The organism is Pseudomonas sp. LAIL14HWK12:I1, assembly GCF_003202095.1.
In the GTDB taxonomy this organism is placed as follows: domain Bacteria; phylum Pseudomonadota; class Gammaproteobacteria; order Pseudomonadales; family Pseudomonadaceae; genus Aquipseudomonas; species Aquipseudomonas monteilii.
The window spans coordinates 16,331-36,213 of the sequence record NZ_QJKG01000001.1; the positions used below are offsets into that span (position 1 = coordinate 16,331).

Sequence of the window (19,883 nt, forward strand, 5' to 3'; positions counted from 1 at the left end):
ACCGGCTACCGCTTCATGCACCGCTGGTAGCGCTCATCCACCCGCCCGGCAAACCACGCCGTGGTCAGCTTTCGGGTGATCTTCGGGCTCTTCAGCTCGATCCCCGGCAGCACCGCCCGTGGCACCGGCTTGCCAGCCTTGGCATCTGCCAAGGCAAACACCCCGCTGTACAGCTTGCCGTCCTCGAACGCCAAACTGTCGCCCTCCTCCAGCTGGCTGCGAATCTGCGGGTTACGCAGCCCCAGCTTCCCGCCCAGCTTGCGCGCGGCCAGTTCGGTGGCCCCGGGCATGATCGCACCCGGCGCAATCAGGTCGCCATCCAAGGCAAGCGTCACACCAGTCGCCTTGTTCAGTGCGGCCTGGAATGCGGCGTTGCGGCTGGCGTACCAACCAGCATTGAAATCGGCAAAGCGGTACAGCTGGCGCTCGTAGTTGACCGGGTAGCCCAACAGGTGGGCAATACCGAAGTACATGCCGCCGCGCCGGCTGAATACCTCCTGGCGAATGCTGCCATCGTGGCTGTAGGGGTAACCCTGCGCATGCTTTTCGGCAAAGTCGATGCTGACCTGCATCGGCCCGCCGGTGTGCACCGGGTTGAGCCCGTCCAGCAAGGTCTTGCCCAGTGGCACGCGGGCTATCACTTCGTCGTACAACGCGCTCAACTGCTTCTCGCTGCGCACCGCCTGCAAGCGCTGCTGGTAGCTCTGGCCGTTGCCCGAAGGCGTCTTCAGCGCACCGTCAACCAACAGCCTGGGGATATGCAGACGTGCCGCACGCCGGTCGATTTCCTCGCGGGCGATCCGCCCCAGGTTGGGTACCTGCGGGTCGGCGCTGAAAGTGGATTCCTGTTCAGTCACGGCCAGCACCGCGCACAGGTTGCTTTTGCTTGGGGTAATGCGCTGGGTTTCGAACGCCACCTGAATGTCCCTGGCCCAGCCCTCGCGGTCCTTGGTCTGGGCCGGCAATAGCCGCAACAGTTGCGCACGGACCTTGGCCGGGTCCGCCTCGGGTGCTTCGTCACGGTGCCCGACGCAGCCTTGCAGCAGCGCCAACGCCATCAACCCGACAGCCAGTAACCGGCCGTTCAGGGCTGTTCACCGACCAGCAGTGCGGCCTTGTGTGGATCGATCAGCATTGTCTGCCCCTTGCCTGGAAAAAGGCCTAGCCTCCCTCAGGCAAGAGGTGACGTCAATCAGGCAGACAGCCGAAGCGGCTGCAATGATCCGGTCAGCGCATCGAGCACGGCGTCTTCGTGCTCATGGATGAAGAAGTGGCCACCCGGGAACATCTGCAGCGAGAAGTCACCCTGGGTTTCCTTGCGCCAGGCCTGCAACTGCTCTTCGCTGGCCCGGTCGTCCACGCCGCCCAGCACGTGCAGAGGGCACTGCAGGGCCGGCCGCTGACGGTAGGCGTAAGTGCCACAGAGCAGAAAATCCGCGCGCAAGGTCGGCAAGGTCAGGCTCATCAGCTCGGCGTTGGCCAGCACTTCTTCAGGCGTGCCCTGAAGCTCGCGCAACTCGCTGATCAGCTCGGCGTCGCTTTTGGGCTCGCGCCAGTCCTTGCCATCGTAATCCTCGCGCCGGGTTGGCGCTGCGGTACCGCAGGCAAACAATGCCAGTGGCGACGGGCAGCCCAGCGCCTGCAGTTCATGGGCCAGCTCGAAGGCCAGCAACGCCCCCAGGCTATGGCCGAGCAACGCATAGGGCCCATTGGCCGCCAGGCGTTGCTCGGCGGCCAGTTGCCGGGCCAGCGCCTGCATGTCGGTGTGCAACGGCTCGGCCATGCGTGCGCCACGCCCGGGCAGCTCTACCGGGCGCACCTGCAGCCACGCCGGCAGCTTGCGCCGCCAGCGGCTGTAGACCATGGCGCTGGCTCCGGAATACGGCAGGCACAGCAGGTTCAGTGCGATCACTGGGCGGCGGCTTCGGCCATTTTCTGGCGCAGGCTCAGTGGGCGCATGTCGGTCCAGACCTCATCGATATAGGCCAGGCATTCCTTCTTCAGGCCGCTCTTGCCCACGGCACGCCAACCGTTGGGGATGGCCTTGTAGTCGGGCCAGATCGAGTATTGCTCTTCGTGGTTGACCACTACCTGGAACTGGATATCGTCGCGGTCGAATACGGAAGTCATTGCCTGTCTCCTTGAATGATGAATGCCGCTATGCGCGTGGCGCAGGGGGGCTTTCAAGTAGACGTAACCGGCCGCTGAAAAATTAACGTTTCAGGCATCACGCAACAGGTCGTGTGCATCGAGCAGGCGGAACGCCACCTGCGGATTACGCTCCAGCCCGCGCCGGATGGCCGCCGGGATCGATTGCCGGGTCCTGCGGCACAATCCTGGCTGGTCATCCAGCTCGATGACAATGCCGCGCATGGTGCGCACTTCGTTGAACCCGGGGGCGATGTGCACGCGGATGCCGAGATTGTCGTACATCCGTTGCTGCAGGCGTTGCAGGTCCTCCAGGTCCTTGAGGTTTTCCAGGCGTTCGAGCAGGCGTTTCTCTTCCTGACGGGTCAGTAGCAGGATGCGCTGTGCGGCCTGCGGATGCTCGCCCAGATGTTCGCGGCCGCAGTCGCAGGCACCAGGGGGGCATGGTTGGCGCAAGGGGGGTGGTGTGGTCATGGTGCAAGCATAGACCTACAAAGCGCCCTCAAAAAACTTTCCTGTCAGGATAAAAAATTTCACAACCCCCCTAGACCGACACCCCTCACTTCGCCTATAAATCGCCTAAAGGAAATTTATATTCCTGCCAAGAAACACCACTTCGCCTGCTCGCGAAGCTTCTTTTGCCCTTGTGCCCGACCTGCCCCCCACTCACGAGGCCTATCCGACATGCACCCCGCTCCCGATCACTTCATCCTGCGCGTCAGTTGCCCGGCCGTGTCCGGCATCGTCGCTGCGGTGACCACCTACCTGGCCGAGCACGGTTGCTACATCAGCGAGATGGCGCAGTTCGACGACGAGGACAATGGGCGCTTTTTCATGCGCGCAGTGTTCCGCTACAACACCGGTACCACAGGGGACACACCGCAGTTGGAGGCGGGCTTTGCCGACGTGGCCCAACGCTTCGACATGCAGTGGAGCCTGCACAGCAGCGCCCGGCCGATGCGCGTGCTGCTGATGGTGAGCAAGTTCGACCACTGCCTGTCCGACCTGCTGTACCGGCATGCCAAGGGCGAGCTCGACATGCAGATCACCGCCGTGGTGTCCAACCACCTGGACCTGCGCCCCATGGCCGAGCGCCAGGGCATCCGCTTCGTCTACCTGCCCGTTACCAAGGAAACCAAGGCCGAACAGGAAGCCGCACTGTTGCGCATTGTCGAAGACACCGGCACTGAGCTCGTGGTGCTGGCGCGCTACATGCAAATTCTGTCCGACGACCTGTGCCGCCAACTGTCAGGCCGGGCGATCAACATCCATCACTCGTTCCTGCCCGGTTTCAAAGGTGCCAAGCCCTACCACCAGGCCTACCAGCGCGGGGTCAAGCTGATCGGCGCCACCGCCCACTACGTGACCAGCGACCTGGACGAAGGCCCGATCATCGAGCAGGAAGTGCAGCGCGTGGACCACGCCTATGCCCCGGACGACCTGGTGGCCATCGGCCGCGACACCGAAACCATTGCCCTGTCCCGCGCGGTGAAATACCACCTTGAGCACCGGGTGTTCCTTAACCACGACCGCACGGTGATCTTCAAATGAACGCCATTCCCAGCCTCAAGCTGATCGACGGCAAGGCCACTGCCGCGCGTGTACTGGCCGAGGTGTGCGAGCAGGTGCAGGAGCTGCGTCAGGGCGGCGTGCAACCCGGCTTGGCTGTGGTGCTGGTGGGCGCCGATGCCGCCAGCCAGGTGTACGTGCGCAATAAAGTGCTGCGCGCCGACGAAGTAGGCATCCGCTCGCTGGAGCATCGCCTGCCCGCCGACACCACCCAGGGCGAACTGCTGACCCTGATCGATCGCCTGAACCGCGATACCGAGGTGAACGGCATTCTCGTGCAACTGCCGCTGCCCGCGCACATCGACGCGCACCGCGTGCTGCAGGCCATCAACCCGCTGAAAGACGTGGACGGGTTCCACAGCGAAAACGTCGGTGGCCTGGCCCAGGGCCGCGATGTGCTCACCCCGTGCACACCCAGCGGCTGCATGCGACTGCTGCGTGACACCTGTGGCGAACTGCGCGGCAAGCACGCGGTGGTGGTGGGCCGCTCGAACATCGTCGGCAAACCCATGGCTGCCCTGCTGCTGCAGGCCGACTGCACGGTGACGGTGGTGCATTCGCGTAGCCACGACCTGCCAGCGCTGTGCCGCCAGGCCGACATTCTGGTGGCAGCCGTAGGCAAACCGCGCTTGATCGGTGCCGACTGGCTGAAACCCGGCGCAGTGGTGATCGACGTCGGTATCAACCGCATCGATGAAGGCGGCCACAGCCGCCTGGTCGGCGATGTCGACTTCGCTGCCGCCCTGCCACAGGTGGCCGGCATTACCCCGGTGCCCGGTGGCGTCGGCCCGATGACCATCGCCTATTTGATGAAAAACACCCTGCTCGCCCTCGACCTGCAGCAACAGGCCGCCCACCAGGAGCGCACCGTATGCCTTTCGCCCTGCTGAAATACGGCCTGAGCGCCGACTACCCGGTGGAGGTCGACCTGCCGCCACCGTGCGAACTCAAACCGCGCTATGACGTGGTGATCATCGGCGGCGGCGGCCACGGCCTGGCCATCGCCTACTACCTGGCCAAGTATCACGGCATCACCAATGTCGCCGTGCTGGAAAAGGCCTACCTGGGCGGCGGCAATACCGCGCGCAACACGGCGGTAATCCGCTCCAACTACCTCACCAGCGAGGGCGTGCGCTTTTATGCAGAATCGGTGCGCATGTTCCAGAACCTGTCGAACGAGTTCGATTTCAACATCATGTATTCCGAGCGCGGCCAGCTCACCCTGGCACACACCGACGCTACCGTGCGCGCCTTCCGCCAGCGCGCCGAGGTCAACAAGCACTTTGGCGGCCGGACCGAAATGATCGACCGCCAACAGATTCGTGAACTGGTGCCCAGCCTCAACCTCGACCCCGGTCACTTGCCGGTGCTGGCGGGCCTATGGCACATCGACGGCGCCACCGCACGCCACGACGCGGTGGCCTGGGGCTACGCCAAGCAGGCGGCCAAGCGCGGCGTGGAAATCCACCAGTTGACCGAAGTACAGGACCTGCTGATTCGCAATGGCCGCATCGAAGCGGTGAAGACCAACCGTGGCACCGTGCAGTGCGGCTGCGTGGTCCAGGCCGTGGCCGGCGCCAGCTCGCTGTTGATGGCCAAGGCCGGCATCCGCGCACCGATCCACACCTACCCGTTGCAAGCCATGGTCACCCAGCCCTTCAAGCCGTTCCTCGATCCGTTGGTGAGCTCCTCGGCATTGCACTGCTACGTGCAGCAGACCAGCCGTGGCGAGATCGTCTTCGGCGGTGGCTCCGACCCGTACCCGCTGTACAACACCCGCTCCACCCTCGACCTCAAGGAAAGCCTGCTGGCCCACGCCATCGAGATGTTCCCGTTCATGGCCAACGCCAAGCTGATGCGCCAGTGGGCCGGGATGACCGACATGACCCCAGACTACAGCCCGATCATGGGCCTGTCGCCGGTCGACAACTACTACCTGGACGCCGGTTGGGGCACCTGGGGTTTCAAGGCCACGCCCATCTGCGGCAAGACCATGGCCGAGCTGGTCGCCAGCGGCGGCAAAGTACCCGAAATGATCGCGCCCTTCGCCCTGGAGCGCTTCAGCCGCTTCCAGCAAGTGAACGAAATGGGCGCCACGGCGGCCAGCCATTAGGAGCACACGACGATGAAGATCCTGACCTGCCCCTTGAACGGCCCGCGCAACATCAGCGAGTTCACCTACGGCGGCGAGTTCAAGCACATGCCCGACCCGGCCAGTTGCAGCGATGCCGAGTGGGCCGACTATGTGTTCAACAGCGACAACCTGGCCGGGGTGGTGACCGAGTGGTGGCTGCACAACGCCTCCAGCTACTGGTTCCTGGCCGAGCGTCACACGGTTAGCGACCAGGTGCTGCGCACCTTCGACCCGAAAGCACTGTTCGACCGCCGCGTCGACTTCACCCCCGCCGCCAGCCCGGAGATTACCGGATGAACAGCCACACTCGCCTCCCCGCGCCCATGGGCCTGCTGATCGACCGCGAGCGGCCCGTGCGCTTCCAGTTCGACGGCCAGGCCTGCGAGGGCTTTGCCGGTGACACCATTGCCAGCGCCCTGCTCGGCAATGGCCGCTGGCTGCTGTCGCGCTCGTTCAAATACCATCGCCCACGCGGCCCGCTGAGCATGGCCGGGCAGGATGCCAACACGTTGGTGCAGTTGCCTGAAGAACCCAACGTACTGGCCGACCTGGAGGCCGTCCGCGAAGGCCAGGTGGTCGAAGGGCAGAACTTCAACGGCAGCCTGCAGCATGACCGCGACGCCTACCTGGGCAAGTTCTCGCGCTTCATGCCGGTGGGCTTCTACTACCGCTCGTTCTACAAGCCCAAGGGCATGTGGAAAGTGTGGGAGCCGCTGATCCGCAAGAAAGCCGGCTTGGGCGTGCTCGACCTGGGTTTCAAACCGCACTACTACGACAAAGCCTATCTGTTCGTTGACGTGGCCGTTATCGGCGCCGGCCCTGCTGGCCTGCGTGCGGCCCTGGACGCGGCCAACGCCGGGGCCAAAGTGCTGCTGATCGAACAACAACCGGTGCTTGGCGGCTCGCTCACCTACGCCCGCTTCGACATCGCCGGCACCCGCGCCGCCAGCCTGCGTCAAGAGCTGCTGGCCGCCGTCGAGGGCCACCCGAACATTCAGGTGCTGCTGGAGGCTACCTGCAACGGCTGGTTCACCGACAACTACCTGCCGATAATCCAGCACAAGCGTCTGTACAAGGTGCGCGCCACCCGTTGCCTGGTGGCAGCCGGCTCGTTCGACCAGCCGGTGGTGTTTCGCAACAACGACCTGCCGGGTGTGATGCTGACCAGCGCTGCCCAGCGGCTGATGAAGCTGTACGCGGTCAAGCCGGGCCAGCGCGCGGTCATCCTCACCGGCCACGATGACGGCTACCTCGCCGCCCTCGACCTGCAGGAGCAAGGCGTGGCCGTAGCCGCCGTGGTCGACATGCGCGCCGCGCCGGCCGATGACGCACTGGTTGCCGAGCTGAAGCGCCGCGATATCCCCGTACACCTGGGCAGCACCGTGTATGAAGCCCTGCATGAAGCGGGCATGCGCCATGTCAGTGGCGTGGACATTCGCCCGATCACCGGCCAGGGCAAGGTCGGCCCGCACGGGCTGCGCCTGGCGTGCGACCTGCTGTGCATGTCGGCGGGCTACATGCCGGTATACCAGTTGCTGTGCCAGGCCGGTGGCAAGCTGGCCTATGACGTCAACCGCGACGAATTCGCCATCAGCCATTTGCCGGCCGGGCTGGATATCGCCGGCTCCGTGAACGGCCGCCACGCGCTGGCCAACGTGCTGGCCGATGCCATACGCGGGGCCGCCGACGCAGTGACAGCGCTGGGCCTGCAAGCACCAGCCCTGTCGGCGTTCGGCGCCGAAGCCAAGGTCAACTTCCCTTGGCCGATCTTCCCCCACCCCAAAGGCAAGGATTTCGTCGACTTCGACGAAGACCTGCAAGTGCGCGACATCGTCAACGCTACCCGCAGCGGCTACCGTGACGTGCAACTGGTCAAGCGTTTTTCCACGGTCGGCATGGGCCCTTCCCAGGGCCGCCACTCGGCGCTGCCCACGGCGCGCCTGGTGGCCCAGGCTACCGGCCGCAGCATCAGCGAGACCGGAGTGACTACCGCCCGGCCACCGTTCCAGGCAGAAAAGCTGGCACATGTCGCCGGCCGTGCCTTCGACCCCTATCGGCAAACGCCCATGCACCGCCGTCACCTGCAAGCCGGGGCGAAGATGATGCCGGCCGGCATCTGGCAGCGCCCGGCTTATTACGGCAAACCCGAAGACCGCGAGCGGTGCATGCAGGAAGAAGCCCGCCATGTGCGCGAAAAGGTCGGCCTGATCGACGTGTCCACCCTGGGTGGCCTGGACGTGCGCAGCCCGGACGCCGCCGAGCTGCTGGAGCGCCTGTACACGTTTGGCTTTGCCAAGCTGCCCATCGGTCGCACCCGTTACGCGCTGATGACCAACGAGCACGGTGTGGTGATCGACGATGGCGTTTGTGCGCGCCTGGGCGAGCAGCACTTCTATGTCACCGCCACCACCAGCGGCGTCGACCGCATCTACCAGCAGATGCTGAAGTGGAATGCGCAGTGGCGCCTGGACGTGGACATCACCAACGTCACCGCCGCCCTGGCTGCCGTCAACCTGGCCGGGCCGCTATCGCGCCAGGTGCTGGCCAAGGTGTGTGACGATGTCGAGCTGTCGGCCGAGGCTTTCCCGTACCTGGGCGTCCGGCAGGGCAAAGTGGCTGGCATCCCGGCGCGCATCCTGCGGGTCGGTTTCGTCGGTGAGCTGGGCTATGAAGTGCATGTGCCGGCTCGCCATGCCGAGCGCCTGTGGGACGCCCTGATGCAGGCCGGCGCGGGCCTGGGCATTCGCCCGTTCGGCGTCGAGACCCAACGCCTGCTGCGCCTGGAAAAAGGCCATGTGATCATCAGCCAGGACACCGACGGCATGACCCACCCCGCAGAGATCGACATGCAGTGGGCCATTGGCCGCAAGAAACCGTTCTTCGTCGGCAAGCGCTCCATCGAAATCCTCGAAGCACAGCCGCTCAAGCGCAAGCTGGTCGGCTTCACCCTGCCCAAAGGCAGCCCACAGCCGCTGGAGGGGCACCTGGTGCTGGACGGGCCGGACATCAGCGGCAACGTCACCTCCTGCGAGTATTCGCAAACCCTGGGACAGATCATCGGCCTGGCCTATGCCGGCGCCCACCAGGCCACCCCCGGCATGCACATCCCGATCCGCGTGGAGGGCGGCGCGACGGTGCATGCCAAGGTGGTGCAACTGCCGTTCCACGACCCCGACAACCTGCGCCAGGAGCTCTGAACCATGACCCGTTTGCAAGCCAAAGCGTTTATCCCTCGCAGCCCGCGGGCCGAGCTGTTGCACGCCTGCGCGTTGACCGACCTGACCGAGGTGGCGCGGGTCGGCTTTCGCGGCGTCGACAGCGCCGCCTACCTGCAGCAACGTGGCTACCGGTTGCCACAGCAACCGAACCAGGCCGTGCGCCAGGACGACGGCGGCTGGGTAGCGCGGTTGTCGCAGACCGAGTACCTGCTGCTGGGCAGCCTGGCTGACGAAGGCGCGCAAGTGGCTGCCATAGAGGCCGAGTGGGTGCAGGATGGCCAGCGCAACTACCTGCTGCCGCGTCAGGACAGCCATGCCTGGCTGCAGCTGTCAGGGCCACATGGCAGTGCGGTGATGGCCAAGTTGTGCGGCGTTGATCTGCGTTTACAGGCATTTCCTATCGGCGCCGTGGCGCAGACCTCGGCGGCGCGGCTCAATGTGATCGTGGTGAATGTGGGGAGTGAAGAGCGGCCGGGGTTGCAGCTGTTGTTTGACCGGGCGTCGTTGGCGTATTTCCGTGAGGCAGTCCTGGATGCGATGGATGAATTCGAGGGTGGGCTGATCGAGTTGGGCGCGTTGCTGGGCGAAGTGCTGGCGCAAGCCTAAAGCTGCACCAACCGTTCACGCAGGAAGTCGACAAACCCCTGCACCGGCCGCGCCACCTGCCGGTGCTGCGGGTACACCGCCGACAGCTGCAATGACGGAGGCGTCCACGTTTCAAGCACACTGAGCAGCCGCCCGTCCGCCAACGCCTGCCCAACGATGAAGGTCGGCAGATAGGTAACCCCCATCCCGGCGATGGCTGCATCACGGAGCAACTCGCCGTTGTTCGCACGCATCCGCCCGGCCACCTGAATCGCCTGCGCCTTGCCGCCCTGGCGGAACTGCCACTGCACCTGACGCGAATGCCCATAAGGCAGGCAGTCATGCCCTGCCAGCTCGTCCGGTGCTGTCGGCACGCCCCGCGCTCGCAGGTAATCCGGGCTCGCGCAGTACACCCGCTCGACACTGGCGATGCGCCGCGCAATCAGGCTGGAATCCTCCAGCGCGCCAATGCGCAGTGCCAGGTCGTAACCCTCGCCGATCAAGTCCACGGCCCGGTCACTCAGGTCTACCTCCACATCCACCTGAGGGTGCAATTGCAGGAACTCGGTCAGCAGGCAACCCAGGTGCGCCATGGCGAACGACAGCGGCGCGCTCAGGCGCAAGGTGCCACGCAAAGCCTGGGCCTGGCCGCTGATGTCGTGCTCCACCTGCTGCACTTCACCCAGCAGGCGCAGCGCCGACTGGTAGTAGTGCTGGCCCAGCGGCGTGGCGTCCAACCGCCGGGTAGAGCGGTTCAGCAGGCGCACGCCAAGGCGCTCTTCAAGCTGCATCAGGCGCCGGCTGACCGATTGCTTGGACATCCCCAGCCGGTCGGCGGCGGCGGTGAAACTGCCGGCTTCCATGACCTGGGCAAAAATGCGCATGTCTTCGTAGGGGTTCATTGTCTCGCTCATAGTGACAGTCAAACGCTTTATAGCGGCTTTTTCCCGCGAGTGCATCTGCCTAATCTACGCACAAGTCGCAGCGATGGCCCGGCAGGCCAGGCAAGACGCCCATTACCAACACTTGCATAGAAAAGGATTCGCTCATGAACATTGTCCACAAAGCCCTCACCGCTTCCCTTCTGGCCCTGTCCGTCTCCAGCGCCTTCGCCGCTGGTAGCCCAGGTGTCGAGCAACACACCCAGGCCTTTCTCCAGGCCCTGGAACAAGGCGGCGGCAAGCCACTGGAGCAACTCAGCCCGAAAGACGCCCGCGCAGTGCTCACCGGCGCCCAGGCTTCGGTCAAAGTCGACCTTTCCGGTATCGAGGTAAAAGAGCGCACCATCCAGGCCAACGGCGAGTCGATCAAGCTGCAAGTGGTACGCCCGGCCAACGTCAAGGGCGACCTGCCGGTGTTCATGTTCTTCCACGGCGGCGGCTGGGTGCTAGGCGATTTCCCGACCCACCAGCGGCTGATCCGCGACCTGGTGGTCGGCTCAGGTGCGGTGGCGGTCTATGTGGACTACACCCCATCGCCAGAAGCGCACTACCCGACGGCGATCAACCAGGCCTATGCCGCTACCCGTTGGGTGGCCGAGCATGGCAAGGAAATCGGCGTTGACGGCAAGCGCCTGGCCGTGGCCGGCAACAGCGTGGGCGGCAACATGGCCGCGGTGGTAGCACTCAAGGCCAAAGAGGCCGGCACCCCTGCCCTGCGCTTCCAGTTGCTGCTGTGGCCGGTGACCGATGCCAGCTTCGAGACGGCATCGTACAAACAGTTTGCCGAAGGGCACTTCCTGACCACCGGGATGATGAAGTGGTTCTGGGACAACTACACCACCGATGCCAAGGCACGGGACCAGATCTACGCCTCGCCGCTGCGGGCCAGCAGTGAACAGCTGAAAGGGTTGCCGCCAGCACTGGTGCAGACCGCCGAATTCGATGTGCTGCGCGATGAGGGTGAAGCGTATGCCCGCAAGCTGAATGCGGCCGGCGTGACCGTGACTTCGGTGCGCTACAACGGGATGATTCATGACTATGGGCTGTTGAACCCGTTGAGCCAGGTGCCGGCGGTGAAGGCGGCGATGAGGCAGGCGGGTACCGAACTTAAAGTGCATCTGCAGTGAGTCGATAAGCAAAAGACCCGCCTAGGCGGGTCTTTTGCTTCTATTGCGGAAATGGCCCGCAGGCTTCAATGAATCTGCCATCGGTGCGGCTATCTATGGCACCGTCCGCCCCGATGTAGATATCGATCCTGGGCCACTTGGGTTTGGCCCGAATGCAGTGCCACTTTCCACCGTTGTTCCAATCGAGCTGCATGAAAAATTGGTCGTTCGGGAAGATGTGGCCGGGGCCGCCGGTGGTTTCACCTGGGTAGATCTCACCTTTTGATATGTCGTGCTGAACATTCAAGATATAGCCAAGGCGACCCTGGCCTTTGTCAGAAAAATGAAAACTTACCCAGGGTGTGGCGACATACCAAAAGACGATTGGGGCGAGCATTATCGCAACCACCCAGCGCCAGAGATGCCGTTTCGGTTTAGTTGCAGACATGATCACGTACGCTACCTCCCCAGCTTGACAGTGGCAATGCTAATACCTCTTCCATGAGCACCTTTGCCGTAATCCCACCGTTTGGGTGCTGCGTATACAGTTTGATGCCAATACTGATGGAAACACGATCGCCTATATCATCCCAAGCCCGCATCCCGTCGATGTCTGCGTAGCGACGAGGCCCATCTTGTTCATCCCAATCTTGAACCTTCCGAATGCTGTCTGATGCAATCTGCTCAAGCCCGGCACCATCCAGAAGAACACTTTCTGAAAGGCCCCCCGCCCGCCCTACATAGCCATAGTGGATGTTCGACCAGATGTCGTAGTAGTAGTCGACTTCACCGTGTTTATGCCAAACCCTACCAAACCGGTGTGCGATCGCCACCTTGTGATCCCAGGGCCTGTTCTGACCAACCCTCTCTGTCCAAAGCGCCATCGCGGCAGCAGTGTTACCCACCATCATTGCTTGAAAGTCAGGCGGCAAAAGACGTGCATACCAAGGCAGCTTTTGAAATTTTGCATGTTCCTCTGTCGCGTCAAAGCTGGTTAGCTTCCGCATTTTCAGCACGGATGGGTGTGTGATGTTGCGATTCATTTCTCCAGCAATGTAGCTGGCAACCTGCTCCATCATGTCAGGATGTTTGCAGATTACGGGCTGCGGTTTTGCTTCTGATAGCGAAGCTTTCAAGGGGGAAGTGGAGCCGGCTTGGCCTGATGTTGCCGCCTGGCTTGTCTGCTGTGCCGCCGAGGGGCTTGCCGCCAAGCCACGTCCCCCCATGGCCACGACACGGTTACTACCCTCTGGACAGCCACACTTGACCAGCGCCCCATCTACCACAGCTGGTTTTCCTTCGATGTTGAAGAACGGGACTCCCTCAACAATGACGCCGGGCCTCTTGCAATTCGGGCACTCAGTGGTGATATCTCCCAGCCTCAGCGCCCGCTGGTTGTTCGCGCGGTAGTGGGTGCTGCTGGCAATGCACACCGCACCGGTGGTGGTGAGGTCGCCATCGAGTGCCTGTCCTTTGCCGTGTATCGATACACGTGTCATAAGTAGCTCCCTGCATGGAAAGTCTGGAAGCTATCACCCATGCAATGGACGGGAACCGATCAGTCCCCAAAACAGAAATGTCCTACAAAAGGCCATGTCCGACTGTCACTTGTCACGAGACAGTAATTCAACACCAACACCGTTTTTCCAACATTCAGGTGACAGTAAAGTTATCTCCATCAACAGCACGGCAGCCCTCCCGGCCCCGGCTTTCAAGGAGAATCACCATGCTCACCCTACGCAACGCCCAAGACCGTGGCCTGGCCTTCCACGGCTGGCTGAAGTCCTTCCACACCTTCTCGTTCGGCCATTACCGCAACCCGGACGAGCAAGGTTTCTCCGACCTGCTGGTGATCAACGACGACCGCGTCATCGCTGGCAAGGGCTTTGGCCAACACCCTCACCGCGACATGGAAATTTTCAGCTACGTGCTGGAAGGCGCGTTGGAGCACAAGGACACGCTGGGTACCGGCTCGGTGATACGCCCGGGCGATGTGCAACTGATGAGCGCAGGCCACGGCGTGGCCCATAGCGAGTTCAACCACAGCCAGGCGCAACCGGTGCACTTTCTGCAGATCTGGATCGTGCCGAACGTGCAAGGCGCAACACCGCGTTACCAGCAACAGCATTTCAGTGCGGAGGAAAAGCGCGGCAAGCTACGCCTGATCATCTCGCCGGACGGTGCCGAGGGGTCGTTGCAGGTCAGGCAGAATGCGCGGGTGTATGCCGGTTTGTTCGACGGCGACGAACGCGCCACGCTGACCTTGCCGGAAAACCGCCATGCCTATGTGCATGTGGCCCGGGGCAGCATCGAGCTCAATGGGCAACTGCTGAATGAAGGGGATGGCGTGCGGGTCAGGCAGGAACAGGTACTTGAGCTGGGCAATGGGGTAGATGCCGAGGTGCTGGTGTTTGACCTGCGTCCGCATGAATTGCCAGGTATGCCTTGAACCGAGTCGGCCCTTTCGCGGGTAAAACTGCGAAAGGGCCGACAAATGCAACTCAAGCCTCGAACCCCTCCACAATGATCACCTCGGCCTTGGCCACGCCCTGGCGATGGCTGCAGGCCTCCTGATACAGCTCCGACCGGTAGCACGCCACCGCCTGCTCGTACGAATCGAACTCGATCACCACGCTACGCTGAGGGGTATGCCGCCCTTCCATCGCCTCGCTGCGCCCGCCACGGGCCAGGAAGCGGCCGCCGAACGCCTTGAAGGCAGCCGGGGCGCGCTGGGTGTACTGCTGGTATTGCTCGGGGTCGGTCACGTCCACATGGGCGATCCAATAGGCCTTCATGCGCTGCTCTCCTGTTACGGCGATATTTGTGTATGATGGTATACCATAAAAATCACCCCACCACAGTGAGCGTGCAACATGGCTTTCAACACCATCGAGGAACTTCTCGAGGACTACCGGCAAGGCAAGATGGTCCTGCTGGTGGATGACGAGGACCGGGAAAACGAAGGCGACCTGCTGATCGCCGCCGAGCGTTGCGACGCCCAGGCCATCAATTTCATGGCCCGCGAAGCGCGTGGCCTGATCTGCCTCACCCTGACCGATGAACATTGCCAACGCCTGGGGCTGGAACAGATGGTGCCCGCCAACGGCAGCGTGTTCAGCACGGCGTTTACCGTGTCGATCGAAGCGGCCACTGGCGTCACTACCGGCATCTCCGCCGCCGACCGGGCACGCACCGTGGCCGCGGCCATGGCCCCTGACGCTCGCCCGGAAGACCTGGTGCAACCCGGCCACATTTTCCCCCTGCGCGCCCGCGAAGGCGGCGTGCTGACCCGTGCCGGCCACACCGAAGCCGGCTGCGACCTGGCCCGCCTGGCCGGCTTCAGCCCGGCCTCGGTGATTGTCGAAGTGCTCAACGACGACGGTACCATGGCCCGCCGCCCGGACCTTGAAGTATTCGCCGCGCAGCATGGCATCAAGATCGGCACCATCGCCGACCTGATCCACTACCGCCTGAGCACCGAGCAGACCATCAAGCGCATCGGTGAACGCGAGCTGCCGACCGTGCATGGCACCTTCCGCCTGGTCACCTATGAAGACCGCATCGAAGGCGGCGTGCACATGGCCATGGTCATGGGTGATATCCGCCGCGAGCAGCCGACCTTGGTGCGAGTGCATGTGATCGACCCGCTGCGCGACCTCGTAGGTGCCGAATACGCCGGGCCAGCCAACTGGACGTTATGGGCGGCCTTGCAGAAGGTGGCCGAGGAAGGGGCTGGTGTAGTGGTGATCCTGGCCAACCATGAATCCTCCCAAGCCCTGCTGGAGCGCGTACCGCAGCTGACCCAGCCGGTGCGCCCTTATCAGCGCGGGCAATCGAAGGTGTACTCCGAAGTGGGCACCGGGGCACAGATTCTGCAGGACCTGGGCGTGGGTAAGCTGCGCCATCTGGGGCCTCCGCTGAAGTATGCCGGGCTGGCGGGGTATGAACTGGAGGTGGTGCAGAGCATTCCCTTCGAGCCCGGGATGCTCGGCTGAAAATACATAAGCATCTGATTTGGCGGGGCCCCGCAGCGTTTCTGAACGGGCGGAGTGATGGCCGGTCGCCTCATACCTCTTGCCAAAAGCTTGGAATACCATAATATGATATCCCGTAGACCTTGAATCTGCAGGCCGGCACCTACAATTACAAACGGCCACCCAGACACTTTGTTTTAGCTGCTCCCCGAACACTGTTGGCGGGCGCACCACAAGCCCCGCCTCGAATAACAAAAGCAACGAGGGCGTAACCATGCTGTTGAGCAAACGTGTAACCGCAGTGCTGTCCGCCAGCCTGCTGACCCTGGCCTGTCAAGCCGCCGTGGCCGCTGACAGCCTGAATTTCGTCAGCTGGGGCGGTACCACCCAGGACGCCCAGAAAGAAGCGTGGGCCGTCCCCTTCACCAAAGCCACCGACATCAAAGTCGTCCAGGACGGCCCAACCGACTACGGCAAGCTCAAGGCCATGGTCGAAAGCGGCAACGTGCAGTGGGACGTGGTCGATGTCGAAGCCGACTTTGCCCTGCGTGCCGCCAGCGAAGGCCTGCTGGAACCCCTCGACTTCAACCAGATAAAACGTGACAAGATCGACCCGCGTTTCGTTTCCGACCACGGCGTTGGCTCGTTCTTCTTCTCCTTCGTGCTGGGCTACAACGAAGGCAAGCTCGGTGCCAACAAGCCGGTTGACTGGACCGCGCTGTTCGACACCAAGACCTATCCCGGCAAACGCGCCCTGTACAAATGGCCGAGCCCTGGCGTGCTGGAACTGGCCCTGCTGGCCGACGGCGTAGCGCCCGACAAGCTGTATCCGCTGGACCTGGACCGCGCCTTCAAGAAACTCGACACCATCAAGAAAGACATCGTCTGGTGGGGCGGTGGCGCTCAGTCGCAACAGCTGCTGGCCTCGGGTGAGGCTTCGCTCGGCCAGTTCTGGAACGGCCGCGTCTATGCCCTGCAGCAAGATGGCGCGCCAGTGGGCGTGAGCTGGAAACAGAACCTGGTCATGGCCGACTTCCTGGTCATCCCCAAAGGCGCCAAGAACAAGGACGCGGCCATGAAGTTCCTGGCCAACGCCAGCAGCGCCGAAGGCCAGGCCGAGTTTGCCAACAAGACTGCCTACGCACCGGTGAACGTCGACAGCGTGTCCAAGCTCGACAAAGACCTGGCACCGAACCTGCCCACTGCCTACGCCCAGGACCAGGTCACCCTGGACTTCGCCTACTGGGCCAAGAACGGCCAGGCCATCGCGGCCCGCTGGAATGAGTGGTTGGTCAAATGAAAGTCGCCATCAACGCCCTGCATAACGCGCAAGGTGCCCCCACGGGTACCGGCGCCTCGGGTACCGCCCCACGCCGTGCCAGCCTGAGCCAGCGCTGGAAGGGCAGCCGCAACCTGCTGCCGGCCCTGCTGTTCCTTGGCCTGTTCTTCTTCGCCCCGCTGGTCGGCCTGTTGCTGCGCGGGGTGCTGGAGCCAACGCCGGGGCTGGGCAACTACGAGCAGTTGTTCGCCAACTCGGCCTACGCACGGGTGCTGTTCAACACCTTCTCGGTGGCCGGCGTGGTCACCCTGATCAGCGTGCTGCTGGGCTTCCCGCTGGCCTGGGCAATCACTCTGGTGCCCAAGGGCTGGGGCCGCTGGTTGCTGAACATCGTGCTGCTGTCGATGTGGACCAGCCTGCTGGCACGTACCTACTCGTGGCTGGTGCTGCTGCAAAGCTCGGGGGTGATCAACAAGGCGTTGATGGCCATGGGTATCATCGATACCCCGCTGGAAATGGTGCACAACCTCACCGGCGTGGTGATCGGCATGAGCTACATCATGATCCCGTTCATCGTGCTACCGCTGCAGGCGACCATGCACGCCATCGACCCGATGGTGCTGCAGGCCGGTTCCATCTGCGGCGCCAGCCCATGGACCAACTTCTGGAAGGTGTTCCTGCCGCTGTGCCGCTCGGGGTTGTTCTCCGGGGCGCTGATGGTGTTCGTGATGTCGCTCGGTTACTACGTCACCCCGGCGCTGCTGGGCGGGGCACAGAACATGATGCTGCCCGAATTCATCATCCAGCAGGTGCAGTCGTTCCTCAACTGGGGCCTGGCCAGCGCCGCCGCCGCACTGCTGGTGGTGATCACCCTGGTGCTCTTCTACCTGTACCTGAAGCTGCAGCCGGAATCCCCGGTTGGCAACGCGAGGTAACCGCCATGCTCCTGTCTCCCAATGCCATGGGCCGCCCGCTGCGCACGGGCCTGTACCTGACCACCGGGGTCATTGCGGCCTTCCTGCTGCTGCCGGTGGTGTTCATCGTGTTGCTGTCGTTCGGCTCGTCCCAGTGGCTGGTGTTTCCGCCACCGGGCTGGACCTTCAAGTGGTACGGCCAGTTCTTCTCCAACCCGGAGTGGATGGACGCCGCGCTGGCCAGCCTCAAGGTGGCCGTGCTGACCACCATTGCCGCCGTGCTGCTGGGCCTGCCCAGTGCATTCGCTTTGGTACGGGGCCGCTTCCCGGGCCGCGAGCTGCTGTACGGGCTGTTCACCATGCCGATGATCGTGCCACTGGTGATCATCGCCGTGGCGGTGTACGCCCTGTTCCTCAAGCTCGGCTACACCGGCACGCTGTTCGCGTTCGTGGTCAGCCATGTGATCGTTGCCCTGCCCTTCACCATCATCTCGATCATCAACTCGCTGAAACTGTTCGACCAGTCGATCGAGGATGCCGCGGTGATCTGCGGCGCCTCGCGCCTGCAGGCCATCTTCAAGGTCACCTTCCCGGCCATTCGCCCGGGGATGATCGCCGGCGGCCTGTTCGCCTTCCTGGTGTCGTGGGATGAAGTGGTGTTGAGCGTGATGATGGCCAGCCCCGACCTGCAGACCCTGCCAGTGAAGATGTGGACCACCCTGCGCCAGGACCTCAGCCCGGTCATCGCCGTGGCCTCGACCCTGCTGATCGGCTTGTCGCTGCTTGTGATGTTCATTGCCGCCGCCTTGCGCCGGCGCACCGAAACAAACGCCTGAGCGCGCGGAGAAAACAACAATGAGTGCAGTGATCAAAGACAACGCGCCCGGCAAGACCCTGGTCAGCCTGCGCGGCCTGAACAAGCACTACGGCGATTTCACCGCCGTGGACAACCTCGACCTGGAAATCCAGGACGGCGAGTTCCTGACCTTCCTCGGCTCCAGCGGCTCGGGCAAATCCACCACCCTGTCGATGCTGGCCGGCTTCGAAACGCCCAGCAGTGGCGAGATCCTGGTCGATGGCCAGTCGCTGGTGAACGTGCCGCCACACAAGCGTGATATCGGCATGGTGTTCCAGCGCTACTCGCTGTTCCCGCACCTGAACGTGCGCGACAACATTGCCTTCCCGCTGGCCATTCGCAAGCTCGACGCGACCGAAACCGCCAAGCGCGTCGATGCCATGCTCAAGCTGGTACAGCTGGAAAAGTTCGCCCACCGCAAGCCTTCGCAAATGTCCGGAGGCCAGCAACAGCGTGTGGCCATTGCCCGGGCGCTGGTGTACGAGCCGCGCATCCTGTTGATGGACGAACCGCTCGGTGCGCTGGACAAGAAACTGCGCGAAGACCTGCAGGACGAGCTGCGCCAGCTGCACCGTCGGCTCGGCATCACCATCGTCTACGTCACCCACGACCAGGAAGAAGCCATGCGCCTGTCCCAGCGCATCGCCATTTTCAGCCATGGCAAGATCGTCGGCCTGGGCACCGGTTACGACCTGTACCAGAACCCGCCGAATGCCTTTGTCGCGTCGTTCCTGGGCAACTCCAACTTCCTGCGTATCAAGGCCAGCAGCAATGGCGCGGGCAGTTTCGAGGGCCAGCCGGTGGCCATTCGCCTGACCCCGGGCCTCACTGCCTCGCAGGATGCCCTGATCATGGTGCGCCCGGAAAAAGCCCTGGCCTTGGCCGCCGAACAGGCTGCACGCGAGCCGCTGCCGGCGGGCTGGAACGAAGTCAGTGCCAAGGTTGGCGAAGTGCTGTTCCTGGGTGAGAGCCAGACCTGCCATGTGGTGACGGCGGGTGGTACCGAACTGACAGTGAAGGCGCTGTCGGCTGCGGGTATGCCTATGCAACCTGGCGACAGCGTGAAAGTGCGCTGGGCGGTGGCGGATGCATGTATCTATACCGAGTGGGCCGAAAGTGATTTGAGCAAGTCGGCCGGGGCGCATTGAGATCGCGGGGG

The 19,883-nt window shown here is 63.3% G+C and carries 21 protein-coding genes; 13 read left to right on the top strand and 8 right to left on the bottom strand.

Features of this window, described 5'->3' with window-relative positions; genetic code table 11:
• Positions 1-5: 5 nt before the first annotated feature.
• The 4 genes from D906_RS00115 to D906_RS00130 form a co-directional block, all read right to left on the bottom strand.
• Positions 6-1,058, bottom strand: a complete 1,053-nt coding sequence (locus tag D906_RS00115) for a DUF1615 domain-containing protein (protein WP_019099834.1) — start codon at positions 1,056-1,058, stop codon at positions 6-8.
• A gap of 134 nt (positions 1,059-1,192) precedes the next feature.
• Entirely contained in the window at positions 1,193-1,912 is a 720-nt protein-coding gene (locus D906_RS00120) for a thioesterase II family protein (protein ID WP_027614983.1), read from the bottom strand.
• Entirely contained in the window at positions 1,909-2,130 is a 222-nt protein-coding gene (locus tag D906_RS00125; RefSeq protein WP_016711157.1) for an MbtH family protein, read from the bottom strand. The genes D906_RS00120 and D906_RS00125 overlap by 4 nt, the downstream gene beginning before the upstream one ends.
• 90 nt (positions 2,131-2,220) lie before the next feature.
• The gene (locus D906_RS00130; RefSeq protein WP_016711158.1) at positions 2,221-2,622 is read right to left on the bottom strand and encodes a hypothetical protein; all 402 of its coding nucleotides are present in this window, start codon (positions 2,620-2,622) and stop codon (positions 2,221-2,223) included.
• 210 nt (positions 2,623-2,832) lie between these two features.
• Here D906_RS00130 and purU point away from each other — a divergent pair, with 210 nt between their 5' ends.
• Genes purU through D906_RS00160 form a run of 6 tightly spaced genes read left to right on the top strand, consistent with a single transcriptional unit; the run spans position 2,833 to position 9,675 of the window.
• Entirely contained in the window at positions 2,833-3,699 is an 867-nt protein-coding gene (gene purU, locus D906_RS00135) for a formyltetrahydrofolate deformylase (RefSeq protein ID WP_016711159.1), read from the top strand.
• On the top strand, positions 3,696-4,607 hold the full coding sequence (gene folD, locus D906_RS00140; protein WP_019099480.1) for a bifunctional methylenetetrahydrofolate dehydrogenase/methenyltetrahydrofolate cyclohydrolase FolD: 912 nt from the start codon (positions 3,696-3,698) through the stop codon (positions 4,605-4,607). Before purU ends, folD begins: the two co-directional genes overlap by 4 nt.
• Positions 4,589-5,830 (top strand): FAD-dependent oxidoreductase, encoded by a 1,242-nt coding sequence (locus tag D906_RS00145; RefSeq protein ID WP_019099481.1) that lies wholly within the window; start codon positions 4,589-4,591, stop codon positions 5,828-5,830. Before folD ends, D906_RS00145 begins: the two co-directional genes overlap by 19 nt.
• A 12-nt stretch (positions 5,831-5,842) precedes the next feature.
• Positions 5,843-6,148, top strand: a complete 306-nt coding sequence (locus D906_RS00150) for a sarcosine oxidase subunit delta (RefSeq protein WP_027608877.1) — start codon at positions 5,843-5,845, stop codon at positions 6,146-6,148.
• Positions 6,145-9,048 carry a 2Fe-2S iron-sulfur cluster-binding protein gene (locus D906_RS00155; protein ID WP_027614984.1) on the top strand — a complete coding sequence of 968 codons (2,904 nt, stop codon included), beginning with the start codon at positions 6,145-6,147 and terminating at the stop codon, positions 9,046-9,048. Before D906_RS00150 ends, D906_RS00155 begins: the two co-directional genes overlap by 4 nt.
• Positions 9,049-9,051: 3 nt before the next feature.
• A complete protein-coding gene (locus D906_RS00160) occupies positions 9,052-9,675 on the top strand; it encodes a sarcosine oxidase (protein ID WP_019099484.1) in 624 nt (207 codons plus the stop codon).
• Here the strand turns inward: D906_RS00160 and D906_RS00165 are convergent.
• Complete coding sequence (locus D906_RS00165; RefSeq protein ID WP_025752695.1) at positions 9,672-10,556, bottom strand: LysR family transcriptional regulator; 885 nt, start codon at positions 10,554-10,556, stop codon at positions 9,672-9,674. The two genes, D906_RS00160 and D906_RS00165, sit on opposite strands and share 4 nt — an antisense overlap.
• Before the next feature lie 146 nt (positions 10,557-10,702).
• Here D906_RS00165 and D906_RS00170 point away from each other — a divergent pair, with 146 nt between their 5' ends.
• Positions 10,703-11,722 carry an alpha/beta hydrolase gene (locus D906_RS00170; RefSeq protein ID WP_019099485.1) on the top strand — a complete coding sequence of 340 codons (1,020 nt, stop codon included), beginning with the start codon at positions 10,703-10,705 and terminating at the stop codon, positions 11,720-11,722.
• Between the two features lie 40 nt (positions 11,723-11,762).
• Here D906_RS00170 and D906_RS00175 read toward each other — a convergent pair whose 3' ends face one another.
• Positions 11,763-12,149 (bottom strand): hypothetical protein, encoded by a 387-nt coding sequence (locus D906_RS00175; RefSeq protein WP_102047651.1) that lies wholly within the window; start codon positions 12,147-12,149, stop codon positions 11,763-11,765.
• A complete protein-coding gene (locus tag D906_RS00180; protein WP_027614985.1) occupies positions 12,136-13,200 on the bottom strand; it encodes a polymorphic toxin type 44 domain-containing protein in 1,065 nt (354 codons plus the stop codon). The genes D906_RS00175 and D906_RS00180 overlap by 14 nt, the downstream gene beginning before the upstream one ends.
• Positions 13,201-13,427: 227 nt before the next feature.
• Here D906_RS00180 and D906_RS00185 point away from each other — a divergent pair, with 227 nt between their 5' ends.
• The gene (locus D906_RS00185) at positions 13,428-14,150 is read left to right on the top strand and encodes a pirin family protein (protein ID WP_019099488.1); all 723 of its coding nucleotides are present in this window, start codon (positions 13,428-13,430) and stop codon (positions 14,148-14,150) included.
• A gap of 52 nt (positions 14,151-14,202) precedes the next feature.
• On the opposite strand, the gene D906_RS00190 is transcribed toward D906_RS00185, so the two are convergent.
• Positions 14,203-14,496 (bottom strand): DUF1330 domain-containing protein, encoded by a 294-nt coding sequence (locus D906_RS00190; protein WP_019099489.1) that lies wholly within the window; start codon positions 14,494-14,496, stop codon positions 14,203-14,205.
• Between the two features lie 78 nt (positions 14,497-14,574).
• Here D906_RS00190 and ribBA point away from each other — a divergent pair, with 78 nt between their 5' ends.
• The 5 genes from ribBA to D906_RS00215 all read left to right on the top strand — a co-directional run bounded on the left by ribBA (position 14,575) and on the right by D906_RS00215 (position 19,872).
• Entirely contained in the window at positions 14,575-15,696 is a 1,122-nt protein-coding gene (gene ribBA, locus D906_RS00195; RefSeq protein WP_027614986.1) for a bifunctional 3,4-dihydroxy-2-butanone-4-phosphate synthase/GTP cyclohydrolase II, read from the top strand.
• Between the two features lie 253 nt (positions 15,697-15,949).
• Positions 15,950-16,975, top strand: coding sequence for an ABC transporter substrate-binding protein (locus tag D906_RS00200; RefSeq protein WP_019099490.1), 1,026 nt, complete (start codon positions 15,950-15,952; stop codon positions 16,973-16,975).
• Positions 16,972-17,889 (top strand): ABC transporter permease, encoded by a 918-nt coding sequence (locus tag D906_RS00205; protein WP_016711177.1) that lies wholly within the window; start codon positions 16,972-16,974, stop codon positions 17,887-17,889. Before D906_RS00200 ends, D906_RS00205 begins: the two co-directional genes overlap by 4 nt.
• A gap of 5 nt (positions 17,890-17,894) precedes the next feature.
• Entirely contained in the window at positions 17,895-18,704 is an 810-nt protein-coding gene (locus D906_RS00210) for an ABC transporter permease (RefSeq protein WP_010954645.1), read from the top strand.
• Positions 18,705-18,723: 19 nt separating this feature from the next.
• Complete coding sequence (locus D906_RS00215; protein ID WP_027614987.1) at positions 18,724-19,872, top strand: ABC transporter ATP-binding protein; 1,149 nt, start codon at positions 18,724-18,726, stop codon at positions 19,870-19,872.
• Positions 19,873-19,883: the final 11 nt, after the last annotated feature.